At 60.3% G+C, this 13,507-nt stretch carries 10 protein-coding genes; 5 read left to right on the top strand and 5 right to left on the bottom strand.

Going from position 1 to position 13,507, the window contains the following annotated elements; genetic code table 11:
- Positions 1 to 4: 4 nt before the first annotated feature.
- The 5 genes from ACRZ9X_RS17210 (at position 5) to ACRZ9X_RS17190 (ending at position 7,110) form a co-directional block, all read left to right on the top strand.
- Complete coding sequence (locus ACRZ9X_RS17210) at positions 5 to 2,458, top strand: FAD-dependent oxidoreductase (protein WP_480521079.1); 2,454 nt, start codon at positions 5 to 7, stop codon at positions 2,456 to 2,458.
- Positions 2,455 to 3,537 (top strand): alcohol dehydrogenase family protein, encoded by a 1,083-nt coding sequence (locus tag ACRZ9X_RS17205; RefSeq protein WP_480521077.1) that lies wholly within the window; start codon positions 2,455 to 2,457, stop codon positions 3,535 to 3,537. The genes ACRZ9X_RS17210 and ACRZ9X_RS17205 overlap by 4 nt, the downstream gene beginning before the upstream one ends.
- Positions 3,534 to 4,637 carry a mandelate racemase/muconate lactonizing enzyme family protein gene (locus ACRZ9X_RS17200; protein WP_480521075.1) on the top strand — a complete coding sequence of 368 codons (1,104 nt, stop codon included), beginning with the start codon at positions 3,534 to 3,536 and terminating at the stop codon, positions 4,635 to 4,637. The genes ACRZ9X_RS17205 and ACRZ9X_RS17200 overlap by 4 nt, the downstream gene beginning before the upstream one ends.
- Before the next feature lie 3 nt (positions 4,638 to 4,640).
- Complete coding sequence (locus tag ACRZ9X_RS17195) at positions 4,641 to 5,918, top strand: aspartate aminotransferase family protein (RefSeq protein WP_480521073.1); 1,278 nt, start codon at positions 4,641 to 4,643, stop codon at positions 5,916 to 5,918.
- A 73-nt stretch (positions 5,919 to 5,991) separates the two neighbouring features.
- Positions 5,992 to 7,110 (top strand): aminotransferase, encoded by a 1,119-nt coding sequence (locus tag ACRZ9X_RS17190; protein ID WP_480521071.1) that lies wholly within the window; start codon positions 5,992 to 5,994, stop codon positions 7,108 to 7,110.
- 3 nt (positions 7,111 to 7,113) lie between these two features.
- Here the strand turns inward: ACRZ9X_RS17190 and ACRZ9X_RS17185 are convergent, their stop codons facing one another.
- The 5 genes from ACRZ9X_RS17185 to ACRZ9X_RS17165 form a co-directional block, all read right to left on the bottom strand.
- Positions 7,114 to 8,196 carry an ABC transporter ATP-binding protein gene (locus tag ACRZ9X_RS17185; protein WP_480521069.1) on the bottom strand — a complete coding sequence of 361 codons (1,083 nt, stop codon included), beginning with the start codon at positions 8,194 to 8,196 and terminating at the stop codon, positions 7,114 to 7,116.
- A gap of 3 nt (positions 8,197 to 8,199) precedes the next feature.
- Positions 8,200 to 9,849 carry an alpha-amylase family glycosyl hydrolase gene (locus ACRZ9X_RS17180; RefSeq protein ID WP_480521067.1) on the bottom strand — a complete coding sequence of 550 codons (1,650 nt, stop codon included), beginning with the start codon at positions 9,847 to 9,849 and terminating at the stop codon, positions 8,200 to 8,202.
- A 9-nt stretch (positions 9,850 to 9,858) separates the two neighbouring features.
- Positions 9,859 to 11,007: a carbohydrate ABC transporter permease gene (locus ACRZ9X_RS17175; protein WP_480521065.1), complete on the bottom strand. Its 1,149-nt coding sequence runs from the start codon at positions 11,005 to 11,007 to the stop codon at positions 9,859 to 9,861.
- A gap of 4 nt (positions 11,008 to 11,011) precedes the next feature.
- On the bottom strand, positions 11,012 to 12,019 hold the full coding sequence (locus tag ACRZ9X_RS17170) for a carbohydrate ABC transporter permease (protein ID WP_170658398.1): 1,008 nt from the start codon (positions 12,017 to 12,019) through the stop codon (positions 11,012 to 11,014).
- 66 nt (positions 12,020 to 12,085) lie between these two features.
- The gene (locus tag ACRZ9X_RS17165; protein WP_480521063.1) at positions 12,086 to 13,354 is read right to left on the bottom strand and encodes an ABC transporter substrate-binding protein; all 1,269 of its coding nucleotides are present in this window, start codon (positions 13,352 to 13,354) and stop codon (positions 12,086 to 12,088) included.
- Positions 13,355 to 13,507: the final 153 nt, after the last annotated feature.

Raw genomic sequence — 13,507 nt, 5'->3', positions numbered from 1 at the left:
TCCGATGGCATCTGATTTCCCGGCCCACGCGCGCGTGGTTATTGTGGGTGGCGGAGTGATGGGCGTGGGCCTTGCCTACCACCTTGGGCACGAGGGCTGGGGCGCAGAGACCGTGCTGCTGGAAAAGGCCGAACTGACCAGCGGCAGCACCTGGCACGCGGCGGGGCAGATCACCCATTCGACCTCTAGCTTCGGCTTGGGCAAATGCGTCGATTACAATATCGGGCTCTATTCCGGTGCGTTGGAGGCCGAGACCGGGCAGGCGGTCACATGGCATGGCTGTGGTTCGTTCCGGCTCGCCTATTCCGAAGACGAGATGGACTGGCTGCGCCATACCCTGTCCGTGGGTCGTTCGCTGGGCTTCAACATAGATCTGGTCGGCCCGGACCGGGTGGCCGAGTTGCATCCGTTCTACAATCTGGATGGTGTGCTGGGCGCTTTGCACACCCCTGACGACGGCCATGTGGATCCGACCAATGTGACCATGGCGATGGCTGCGGGCGCGCGTCAGAAAGGCGTCCGGATCATTCGGCGTTGTCAGGCGACCAACATTACGCAGGCCGAGAATGGCGAATGGGTAGTCGAGACGCCAAAGGGTACGATCACCTGCGAGCATGTGGTCAACGCGGGCGGCACCTATGCGCGGCAGATGGGCGAATGGTCGGGCCTGCAACTGCCAATGACCTCGATGACGCATCATTACTTCGTGACCGAACCCGTGCCGGAGTTCGAAACGCTGGAACAGGAACTGCCGGTGATCCGCGACGACAAAAAGGTGTCGGGCTACATACGGATGGAGCAAAAGCGTGGCCTGATCGGGATTTACGAGAAAGAGAACCCGAACTCGGTCTGGCACGACCATTGCCCGTGGGATTACGAGAACTGGCTGTTCGATGCGGATTACGACCGGGTGATGCCGTGGCTCGAGGAAAGCCTGAACCGGATGCCGATCTTTGCGGAACTGGGCATTCAGCGCGAGGTACACGGCGCAATCAGCCATCCACCCGATGGCAACCCGCTGATCGGTCCTGCGCCGGGTGTGCGCAACTACTGGTGCTGCTGCGGCACGCAGATCGGGATCGGCTGGGGGCCGGGCCTGACACGCGAACTGGCGCGTTGGATGGTGCATGGCGCTGCCGATATTTCGATGCGCGAATATGATCCGCGCCGCTTCGGCAGCTACGCCACGAAAGACTGGCAGGTCATCAAGGCCGAGGAAGATTATTGCCTGCGCCACGAAATCCCTTTCCCGCATTTCAACCGGCTTGCTGGCCGTCCGATCAAACCGTCACCGCTGCATGAGGTACTGAAATCCAAAGGCGCGGTGCATGAAGAGGTCTACGGCTTCGAACGCCCGCGCTGGTTCGCGCGTGATGGGGTGGCGCAGCAGGATCACTATTCCTTCCGCCGAACGCCAGCCGACGACATGGTCGCGCAAGAGGTCAAGGCGGTGCGTGAACGGGTCGGCATCATGGACGTCACCGCCTTTACCAAGGTCGAGGTTTCGGGCCCGGATGCCTATGATCTGCTGGATCGTCTGACCGCGAACCGGATGCCGCAAAAAGACGGCTCGATCACCCTGACCCATATGCTCAACCGCCGGGGTCGGATTGAGTTGGAAACGACCATCGTGCGCATGGCGCAGGATCGCTATTACCTCGTCTGTGCAGCATTCTTCGAACAACGCCTGCTGGATCATCTGGCGCAACAGCGTAGCGAAGAAGATGTCACGATCACCGCGCATTCCGCCGATTGGTCGGCCTTGTCCCTGAACGGGCCAAGGTCGCGCGACGTGCTGGGCACCTGCACTGATGCCGACCTCAGCAATGCCGGATTCCGCTGGCTGTCCGCACAGCAGATCAAGATCACCGGCCACGACATTTGGGCCTTCCGCATGTCCTATGCCGGAGAGCTTGGCTGGGAACTGCACATGCCCAATGCCGCCTGCCTGGACGTCTATCACGCGCTCTGGGCTGCAGGTGAGGCGCATGGAATCGCCGATTACGGCAGCTTCGCGATGAATGTCATGCGGATGGAGAAAGGCTTCAAGGGAGCCGGAGAATTGACCAACGAAGTGACACTCGCCGAGGCCGACGTTCTGCGTTTTGCCCGCACGGACAAGGACTATCTGGGCAAGGACAAAACCCTGAACACCCACCTGCCGTGGATCTGCGCTTATCTCGAAATCGAACCGAACGGAGAGATCGACGGACATGGCGGCGAAGCCGTGCTCTTGGACGGGCGCGTCGTTGGCTCGACCGCATCCGTGGCCTATGGGCACACAGTCGGCAAAATCCTCGCCTTTGCTTACATCAAACCCGAAGCCACCGCCGCAGGCACCGATCTGCAGGTCATGATCCACGGCACCCCTCGCGCCGCGCGCGTCTTATCCAAACCTGCATATGACCCGCAAAGTCTGCTGCCGCGCACCGACGCTGCTCTGGAAGCCGCCCAATGACACAGCCAGACACAATGCAGGCCATGGTCACGATGGGCCACGGCGATCTGGATCAGATGGTCTGGCACGAGGAATGGCCCTGCCCCACCCCCGCCCCGGGCGAAGTGCTGATCAAAGTCGGGGCCTGCGGGTTGAACAACACCGACGTGAACACGCGATCCGGCTGGTACTCGAAAACCGTCAGCGATGCCACGACCGGAGGCGCGTTCGAGAATGTCGGCAACGACGACCCGACATGGGGCGGCGCGCCTCTGGCCTTCCCGCGCATCCAGGGCGCAGATGTGTGCGGCCAGATCGTCGCGGTTGGCGAAGGCGTTGACCCGCGCCGGATCGGCGAGAGGGTGATCACCGATTGCTGGCTACGCGATCCGGCGGAACCCACAAACAAGGACAAGGCCAGGTATTTCGGATCAGAACGGGATGGTGGTTTTGCACAATTCACGACCATCCCCACACGGAATGCCATTGCGATCCAGTCTCCGCTGTCCGATGCCGAACTGGCCACATTCTCCTGCTCATACTCCACCGCCGAAGGAATGCTGACCCGCGCAAATGTCTCGGAACGTGACACGGTTCTGGTGCCTGGCGCGTCGGGCGGCGTGGGCGGTGCTTTGGTGCAGCTGGCCAAACGACGCGGCGCGCGGGTGATCGCCCTGGCCACCGAGGCCAAACACGCCGACGTCGCCAAACTTGGCCCCGACCGTATTTTGCCTCGCGCGCCCGAAGAGCTGCGCGCAGCACTTGGGGAGGAAAAGATCACCGTTGTTGCTGATGTCGTGGGTGGCCCGTACTGGCCGACGCTGATCGACATTCTGGAGCGCGGTGGGCGATACACCTGCTCGGGTGCGATCGCTGGGCCGATGGTCGCGCTCGACCTGCGTACCTTCTATCTACGCGACCTGACCTTTACCGGCTCGACCGTAATCGACCCAAAGGTCATGCAAAATCTAGTGCAATACATCGAAGCAGGTGAGGTGAAACCCGCCCTCGCCGCGACCTATCCTCTGCGGGACCTGCACGCTGCGCAAACGGCTTTCATTACCAAGCAACACACCGGCAATATCGTGGTCATACCATGAAGATCACAAAACTCTCTCTCTGGTCCATCGACCTGACCAGTCACGATACCTACTACATGGCTGATGGCAAAACCTGTGCCACGGTTGAAACCCATGTGCTGTGTCTGAAAACCGATACCGGCCTGCAAGGCTGGGGCGAGGTCTGCCCGATCCCGCATTACCTGCCTGCCTTTGCCAAAGGCGTGCCCAGCGCAGTCGCCGAGATGGCGCCCGAAATCCTCGGCATGTCTCCGTTTGGCGTCGATGCGCCAATGCGCAAACTGGATGGCTTTCTGCAAGGTCATGCCCACGCCAAGTCGATTGTCGATATCGCTTTGTGGGACCTGTTCGGAAAGGCGACAGCACAGCCGGTCTACGCCCTTTTGGGCGGGCGGACGCGCAAGGACATGCCGCTTTATCACTCCATCACCTGCGTCGCCCCGGATGAGATGGTGCGGATCGCCCAGGCCGCCTATCAAACCGGTATCCGACAGTTTCAGGTCAAGCTGGGGGTCGAGGGCGACTGGCAGGCGGATGCTGAACGGCTGACCAAAGTGCGCGAGGCTGTGGGCAATGGCCCGCTGGTCTATGGCGACTGGAACTGCGGGGCCTCGCGCCTGCAGGCCACCCGCACCGGGCGCGCTGTGGCGCATCTGGATGTTATGCTGGAACAACCCTGCAAAACGCTGGAGGATTGCGCTGCCGTGCGGCAGGCCACCGGCCTGCCAATGAAAATCGACGAAAACGCGCATGATCTGGCCTCGCTGCTGCACGCCTCGGAACTGGGCTGCATGGACGCGGTTGCACTGAAACTGTCGAAATTCGGTGGCCTGTCGGCCATGCGCCGCGCCCGCGATCTGACCGTGCATCTGGGGGCCGAGATATGTGCCGAATGCACCTGGGGCTCGGACATTGTGACCGCCGCGTCGTTGCATTTTGCCGCCTCCACGCCGCAAGGTTCGCTGATGAACACCTGCGATCTGTCCTCTTACGTGTCGCCGCGTCTGTGCCCGAATGCGCCTGAGCGTGCAGATGGCCGGATTGTACCGCCCGACGGTCCGGGGCTGGGCGTGACGCCCGATCTGGGCCTCCTTGGAACCCCGATTTTGGAAATGGCCTGACAGATGCTGAAACTTCACACTCAATCCGAATGGATCGCCCGCGCCGAACAGGTTCTGCCCGCCGGAGGGTTCGGCAATTTCGACCCCGGCATCCTGATCGCGCGCGGCGAGGGCAGCCGCGTCTGGGACGAGGATGGCAAGGAATATGTCGATTACCTGATCGGGTCCGGCCCGATGCTGCTGGGCCATGGCCACCCCGAGGTGATGGAGGCGGTGCTGGAGCAACTGCCCAAGGGCATGACCTTTTTCGCCAACAACAGCAAAGGCGTGGAACTGGCCGAAGCCATCGTGAACGCCGTGCCGTGCTGTGAACAGGCGCGTTTTGTCGCCTCGGGCGGCGAGGCCGATATGTACGCGATCCGGCTGGCGCGCGCCTATACGGGCAAGGACAAGATCCTGAAATTCGAAGGCGGCTATCACGGCATGAGCGCCGAGGCACAGATGAGCCTCGCCCCCGCGAAACGGGTGAATTTCCCCCAGGCCGTACCCGACAGCGCCGGTATTCCGCAGGGTGTCGCAGATCAGATGCTGATTGCCCCGTTCAACGATCTGGAAGCCGTGGCAGCGTTGCTGGCGGAACATGACGACGTAGCCGCGATCATCGCGGAACCGTTGCAACGGATTATCCCACCCGAACCCGGCTATCTGCAGGAGCTGCGTGACTTGTGCGACAAACACGATGTGCTGCTGATTTTTGACGAGATCGTCACCGGCTTTCGCCTTGCCTATGGCGGTGCACAGGAACGCTATGGCGTGACGCCCGATATCTGCACCCTGGGCAAGATCATCGGCGGAGGGTTCCCTCTGGCGGCCCTTGGTGCCAGCGTCGAGATCATGCAGCATTTCGACAAGAATAAAGTCGGCGCAGATAAATGGCTGATGCAGCTGGGAACGCTGTCAGGCAATCCGGTCGCCGCAGCGGCAGGCCTGAAAACGATGGAGGTTCTGGCCCGTGAAGGAGCCTATGATCGGCTGCGCCAGACAGGGCGTGCCCTGCAAGACATGCAAAGCAAGGCGCTGGATGCGGCAGGTATCCCTCATCGGATCTGTGGGGATGAAACCCTGTTCGATATCTTTTTCACGGAAACGCCCTGCCGGGATTATCGTAGCGCCGCGCATGACGACCCGGGCCGGAACGCGCATTATAACGCGGTTTTGCGGGCGCATGGCGTGTTCAAGGCCCCGGGCAAACTTTACCCATCGATGGCCGTTACGCAGGCCGATCTGGACCTGACACAAGAGGCGGTCGCTGCCGCAGTCGCGGCTATTCAGTCTGGCTGAAGGTTGACGTTGCGGGCGGCGCGTGGGAACGATGTCACCATAGCTCCAGCCCTTCAACACATAGGACCAAGCAATGAAGATCGAGCCGTTCGGTGTCGAAATCTGGATGAACGAATGGGAAACCAAATGCGCGTTCAATCTGGCCGAAACCTGCGTCGAAAGCCTGACCATCGCCGAGCTTTTGCAGATCGCCGGGCGAAACTCGGACGATCTGTCGGACTTGCTGGGCATGAAGATGACCTATGGGGCCATCGAAGGCTCTGACCGGCTGCGCGACGCGATTTGTGGGCTGTACCAGACCCAGAAACGCAGCAACATCGTCGTTACCCACGGCACGATCGGCGCCAATATGCTGGTTCACAAGACGCTTGTAGAACGAGGCGATCATGTCGTGGCTGTGGTGCCGACCTATCAGCAGCATTATTCGATCCCCGCCAGTATCGGGGCCGAGGTGTCGCAGGTGCATCTGCGGGCGGAAAATGGCAATCTGCCTGATCTGGACGAGCTGCGCGCCGCTGCTAAACCCGGCACCCGGCTGATCGCCATCAACAACCCGAACAACCCGACGGGCGCTCTGATGAACCGCGAATATCTGCTGCAGATTGTCGACATTGCCCGCGACATCGACGCATGGTTACTGTGCGACGAGGTGTATCGCGGAACAGCGCAAGATGGCACGGGCATGACCTCGTCTGTGGCTGATCTTTACGAAAAGGGCATCTCGACCGCCGGTATGTCCAAGGCCTTTTCACTGGCCGGGTTGCGTCTGGGATGGATTGCGGGATCAACCGACCTGATCGAGGCGGTGTCGATCCACCGGGATTATGACACGATATCGGTCGGCATGATCGACGATCACTTTGCGGCCATCGCGCTGGAAAACCACGAAAAGGTTCTGGCCCGCAGCCATGCGATCACGCGCGGCAATCTGGCAATGCTCAGCGATTGGGTGGACAGTAAACCGCTTATCTCATGGGTCAAACCCAAGGCGGGCACAACCGCCCTGCTGCACTATGACCTGCCGCTTTCCTCACATGAGTTTTGCGTGCGCCTGCTGCAGGACACGGGCGTGATGTTCACGCCCGGATCAGCGCTGGGGCTGGAAGGGTGCGTGCGCATCGGTTATGCGAACACGCCTGCGATCCTGCGTGACGGGCTGGCGAGAGTGTCCGATTTCCTCGCCCGCCAATAGGCGTCACTTTCGCATCGACTTCCCGTCGTGAAACAGATGCACCTTGTCGGGTGATGCGGTCACGGCCACCGTCTGCCCGCGCATGTTGCGTTGAACGCCGGGCAGTTTGGCGATGTTGGCATCCGTGCCTTCCGGTGCCGCGAAATACAGCAGCGTGACCTCGCCCAGCGCTTCGGTGAAATCGACAACGCCTGAAAAGATCGGCGTATCCTCGGTGACGACAAAATCTTCGGGGCGGACGCCGATATTGACCTTCTTGCCCTCATCCGATGCTTCGGTTGCAATTGCCGACATGGCAACGCCGCCATCGTCCAGCGTCACCGTTGTTGTCTCACCCGTGCCGGTGATCGTACCCGGCAGCAGGTTCATCGCGGGCGAGCCGATGAACTGCGCGACAAATTCATTGTCCGGCGTTTCATACAGCTCCAGCGGTGTCCCGACTTGCGCAATCCCTTTGTTGGCCAGAACCACGATGCGGCTGGCCAACGTCATCGCCTCGACCTGATCGTGGGTTACATAAATCATCGTGCTGTCGGGCATCGCCTCTTTCAGGCGCGCAATCTCAATCCGGGTCGCCACACGCAGCGCGGCGTCGAGATTTGAAAGCGGCTCGTCAAACAGATAGACCTTGGGATCGCGTACGATGGCCCGCCCGATGGCGACCCGCTGACGCTGCCCACCTGAAAGCGCCTTGGGCAGGCGGTCCAGAAACGGTTCAAGCTGCAGGATACGGGCGGCCCGTTCGACGGCAGCATCGACCTCGGCCGCGGGCATTTTGGCGATCTTCAACGCAAAGGCCATGTTCTCGCGCACGGTCATATGCGGATACAGAGCATAGCTTTGGAACACCATCGCGATGCCGCGTTGTGCCGGGGGCACCTCGTTCATCACCTGCCCTTCGATCTCAAGCGTTCCGCCCGAGATTTTCTCCAGCCCTGCAATCATCCGCAGCAGGGTGGATTTGCCGCAGCCCGAAGGGCCCACAAAAACGATCAGCTCGCCCGTTTCGATGTCCAGATTGATGTTCCGCAGGACATCGACCGTGCCATAGGTCTTGGCCACATCCGTGAGATTGAGTTCCGACATGGCTTATCCCTTCTCTCTGACCATCAAACAGAATTGAGCAGCGTCCAGAGATACACTCCCTGTCCCCGTGACGCTGCCCAACCCCTCCCCGATTGCGCGCCAGTTGCCTTCGGGCAATCTGACGTCTTCTGTGTCCGACCCAAGGTTGAATGCGCAGAACACCTGCTCGGTCGCATCCTCACGCAGGAATGTCAGAACCGGACCGTTCTGGGTCATGTCCGACTGCGCACCGGACATCAGCGCGGAATGCGCGTGGCGCAGCGCAATCGCCGCGCGGTAATGATGCAGCATGGAATTGGGGTCCTGCTCCAACCGGTCCACAGCGCGCTCTGCTTGAGGCGAGCTGACAGGCAGCCAGGGCCGACCGGTGCTGAACCCCGATTGTTCATCCTGCGCAGCCCAGACCATCGGCGTTCGACACCCGTCGCGGCCCTTGAACTCGGGCCAGAATTCGATGCCATAGGGGTCTTGCAAATCTTCGAACGCCACATCGGCTTCGGGCAGGCCCAGTTCCTCGCCTTGATAGAGGCAGGCAGACCCGCGCAAGCACATCATCAGCACCGCATGCTGCCGTATGGCCGCATCGTCCAGACCCCAGCGCGAGGCATGGCGCTGCACGTCATGGTTCGAGAACGCCCAGCAGGGCCAAGCGTCGCCTGCCTTAGCCTCAAGCTCGTCAAACACCTGTTTGGCGTATGAGGCCGTGAGGCGGCGTTTCTCAAGGAATTCAAACGCATAACACATATGCATCCGCTTGTCGCCGGTGGTGTATTCGCCCATGATCTCCAACCCGCGCTGTGCGTCTCCGACCTCACCCAGACAGGCGCGGCCTTCGTATTCGTCAGTCAAGGCACGCAGGCGTTCCAGGAAGGCGACATTCTCGGGCTGGCTTTTGGAGAACAGATGATCCTGATGGTTATAGGGATTCACCATCGGCGCGATTGACGCATTACGCTGGTCCATCGGAAGGCCGGGATTGTCGCGCAGCTGAGCATCGTGGAAGTAGAAGTTGATTGTGTCCAGACGGAACCCATCGACGCCCAGATCCAGCCAGAACCGGGCCACGTCCAACAGGGCATCCTGAACTTCGACGCAATGGAAATTCAAGTCCGGCTGCGAAGTCAGGAAATTGTGCAGGTAGTATTGCAGCCGCCGGGAATCCCATTGCCAGCCCGAGCCGCCGAAGATCGACAGCCAGTTGTTGGGCGGTGTCCCATCGGGTTTGGGATCGGCCCAGACATACCAGTCCGATTTCGGATTGTCCCGGCTGGCGCGGCTTTCGACAAACCACGGGTGCTGATCCGAGGTATGGGACAGCACAAGGTCAATCATCACCTTCAGCCCAAGCCCATGCGCCTGATCCAGCAGGTCCTTGAAGTCCGCCATCGTGCCAAACATCGGATCGACATCGCGGTAATCGCTGACGTCGTATCCGAAATCCTTCATCGGAGATTTGAAGAACGGCGAAATCCAGATCGCATCCACACCCAGCGAGGCGATATAGCCCAGCCTTTGCGTGATGCCCTTCAGGTCGCCGATCCCGTCGCCATTGCTGTCCTGAAAGCTGCGTGGATAGATCTGATAGATCACTCCGCCGCGCCGCCAGTCGGGCTTTGCTTTGGTTGTTTTGAATGCTGTGGTTTGCACGTTCATCAGACGCCTCTATTTGACGGACCCGGCCAGCAGCCCGCGGACCAGGTATTTTTGCATTGCGAAGAAGACGATCAGCGGCACGGCTATCGAGACGAAGGCCGCTGTCGCCAGAATTTCCCAGTTGCCGCCGCGCGTGCCCAAAAGCTCGACAATCCGGTTGGTCATGACTGTTGTCTGACCGGATGCATCAATCAGGAACACCTTAGCGACCAGCAGATCGTTCCAAGTCCACAGGAACTGGAAGATCGCAAACGAGGCCAAAGCCGGAAAGCTGAGCGGCAGGATCAGTTTGGTGAAGATCTGGAACTCGGTCGCGCCATCGACCCGCGCGTTCTCGATCAGGTCACGGGGCAGCCCGGCCATGTAATTGCGCAGCAGATAGATCGCCAGCGGCATCCCAAAGCCGGTATGGGCCATCCAGACGCCCAGATACCCTTTGCCGATCCCGATATTCAGATGGAATTTCAGCAACGGGATCAGCGCCAGTTGCAACGGCACCACCAGCAATCCGACCACGGCAGCGATCAGCAGGGCCCGCCCGGGGAAGTCCATCCACGCCAGCGCATAGGCCGCAAAGGCTGCCACCAGAATGGGGATGATCGTCGCCGGGATGGTCACCGTCAGCGTGTTGAAGAACGCCCGCCCCATACTGTCGGTGCTGTCCTCGGCCAGCAGGACCTTGTGATAGTTCGCCAGCGTGAACTCGGGCGGCAGTTCCGCTGTCACAAAGACACGCGCGCCTCGGCTGCCGGTGAACTCCTCGGTGTTCTCCATCCGGTAGTTGCCCTGCGCGTCCAATGTGATCGTGCCACCGCGACGCAATTCAGCCGTATCGCCCGGAACGTACTCATCCACAGCGCGGGAACTGACACCCCATTTCGAGATCGTGGCCTGCGTGCCTGCGTCGAACAGGTTGCCTTGGATCACATACATCCCGTTTTCCTGCACCTGCGTTTCAGGTGCGGCGGCGCGCAGGGTCAGGTTCTGCTCGGACGGGAAAAGCGATCGCCACCAGCCGCTGGTCGCGATCTGATCCGCCGTGCGGAAGGATGAGATCAGCAGCCCCAGCGTTGGAACCACCCAAAGCACCACCAGAAACAGGACCGAGGCATGGACAACCCAGCGCAGTGCCGGTTTGGTTCCTGCAATATCGCTCATGGCCTCACTCCATCTCTTTGCGCGCGTTGCGCACGTTCCAAATCAGGATCGGTGTGACCAGAAGCATGATCACCATGGCCGAGGCAGACCCAACGCCCCAGTCATTGGCGCGGAACAATTTGTCATACATGTAGTTGGCCAGAACCTGCGTCTCCCACTGGCCGTTGGTCATGGCAAAGACGATGTCGAAAACCTTGAGCACGGTGATGGTGATCGTGGTCCAGACAACTAGGATCGTCGTCTTGATCTGCGGCACCTTGATGCGGAAGAAAATCTGGAACGGATTGGCACCGTCCAGAATGGCGGCTTCTATGGTTTCCTCGGGTATACCGCGCAGGGCGGCGGAGAGGATCACCATGGCAAAGCCGGTCTGAATCCAGATCAGTACGACCATCAAGAAGAAACTGTTCCAGAACGGGATGGTCAGCCATGTCTGCGGCTCGGTCCCGCCAAAGAAGATGTACAGCGCGTTCAACATGCCGATCTGATCCTGCTCGGCCGGGCGGGTGTCATAGACCAGTTTCCAGATCACCGAGGCCCCAACGAACGAGATCGCCATCGGCATGAAAATCAGAGACTTGGCGACATTGCCCCAGCGAATACGATCCGTCAGTTGTGCCACCAGCAAGCCGAACGCGGTCGACATGGCGGGCACGATGATCAGCCAGAACATGTTGTTGCGCATGGCTTCCCAGAACTTGGGCTCTTTCGCCATCTGAATGTAATTGTCCAGCCCGACCCATTCATACCCGCCGCCGGGGATGCGATCGGTCAGCGACAAGCGCAGGGTCTCCACCACCGGGTAAGCCAGATACAGGCCCAGAGCCGCAATCGCCGGGAACAGGAACAGCCAGGGCCGGATGATGTTGGCGCGGTTGATATTGCGCCCTGCGTTCGGACCCCGTGCCGGAAACAGAACTTTGTCCAGGAACTGGTTCGAAAGGTAGAAATAGCCCACGCAACCTGACACGCCGATGGCGATGGTCAGCAGGCCCTGAAATGCCGGATGCATGCCGCGTCTCCCTTGCGACGGTGGGGTGGGGCAACCCGGCGTTGCGGGTTGCCCGGTGCGGAACGCTTAGTCGAGCGCGTCCCAGGAGGATTGGATTTCATCGGCAACCTCTTGCGCCGATGTTCCGCCGGTATAGTCGACCATACCGGTCCAGAAGGTTCCGGCACCCACGCCGCCCGGCATCAGGTCAGACCCGTCAAACCGGAAAGTGGTGGCCCCCAGAAGAATGTCGTTCATCTTCTTCAGCGTCGGGTCCGAGAACAGCGAGGTATCAACGCCCTTATGCGGTGTCAGGAACCCCGTTAGCTGCATCCAGGTTTCATGCGCTTCGGGTGTTTGCAGATACTCGATCAACGCATGCGCGCCAGGGCTGTCATTGGTGATCGCCCACAAAGTGCCTGCGCCCAGAACCGGGCTGCCCAGGTCCTTGCTCTCATAGGCCGGGAAGTAGAAGAAATCCGCGTCTTCCCCCACAATCGTCCCTTCCGGGAAGAAGGCAGGAATGAACGAAGCCTGACGGTGCAGATAGCATTGCGGAGGTGAGCTGAACATGCCTTTCGGGCTGTCGCGGAAATCGGTGGTGGCAACGGCACCCGCGCCGCCGGCGACGTAATCGTCATTACGGGCAAAGGCACCGAATTCTTCGATGGCCTCAATCACCTTGGGGTCGTTGAACTTCATCTCATTGGCGACCCAAGCGTCGTAATCCTCGGGCGACTGCGTGCGCAGCATCATATCCTCGACCCAGTCTGTCGCGGGCCATCCGGTCGCGCCGCCTGATCCCAGACCGATGCACCACGGTGTTTCGCCATCCGCCACGATCTGATCGGTCAGCGCCTTCAGCTCTTCCATGGTGGTTGGAATTTCGTAACCGGCGTCCTCGAAATTCTCGGGTACGTACCAGACCAGAGATTTCACATCGACCTTATAGAAAAACCCATACAAGTGATCCGCACCGTCTGGCCCGGCGTAGGTGCCCAGATCGACCCAGGACTGACCGGCGGCATAGTTGTCACGAATCCAATCCGCGGTCCCGTCCCCCAGCGGGGTCAGAAAACCGGACCGGGCCATGTCTGCGGCCAGACCGGGCTGCGGGAAGACGGCGACATTGGGGGCCGACCCCGCCTCGGCATCAATCCGGATCTGCTGTTCGAAACTGTCCGACCCGACATAGGTGTACTCATGCCCGGTTGCGGCGGCGAATCCGTCCAGCACCTTTTCGACATTTTCCTGATCCGGCCCCAGCCACGGACCGAACACGGTGACCTTGTCGGCCTGCGCCGCGCCCGCCATCAGGGCGAACGTGGCCGCACCTGCGTAAAGCGAGTGTTTCATGAAGTATCCTCCCAAAATTTCTCGCGCATGAGACTCAGTTTTCAAAGCGCTTTGAATGGGCAACTTTATCCGCTAACATTCAAGTTCTGTCAATAAAGAGTTTCCAGATGCCTGCATTGTTAATATAACAGCCCTTGGGAATGGATGGATTGA

It is taken from the genome of Ruegeria sp. AL1 (assembly GCF_056540905.1).
This window is presented reverse-complemented; position numbering and strand designations above follow the sequence as displayed.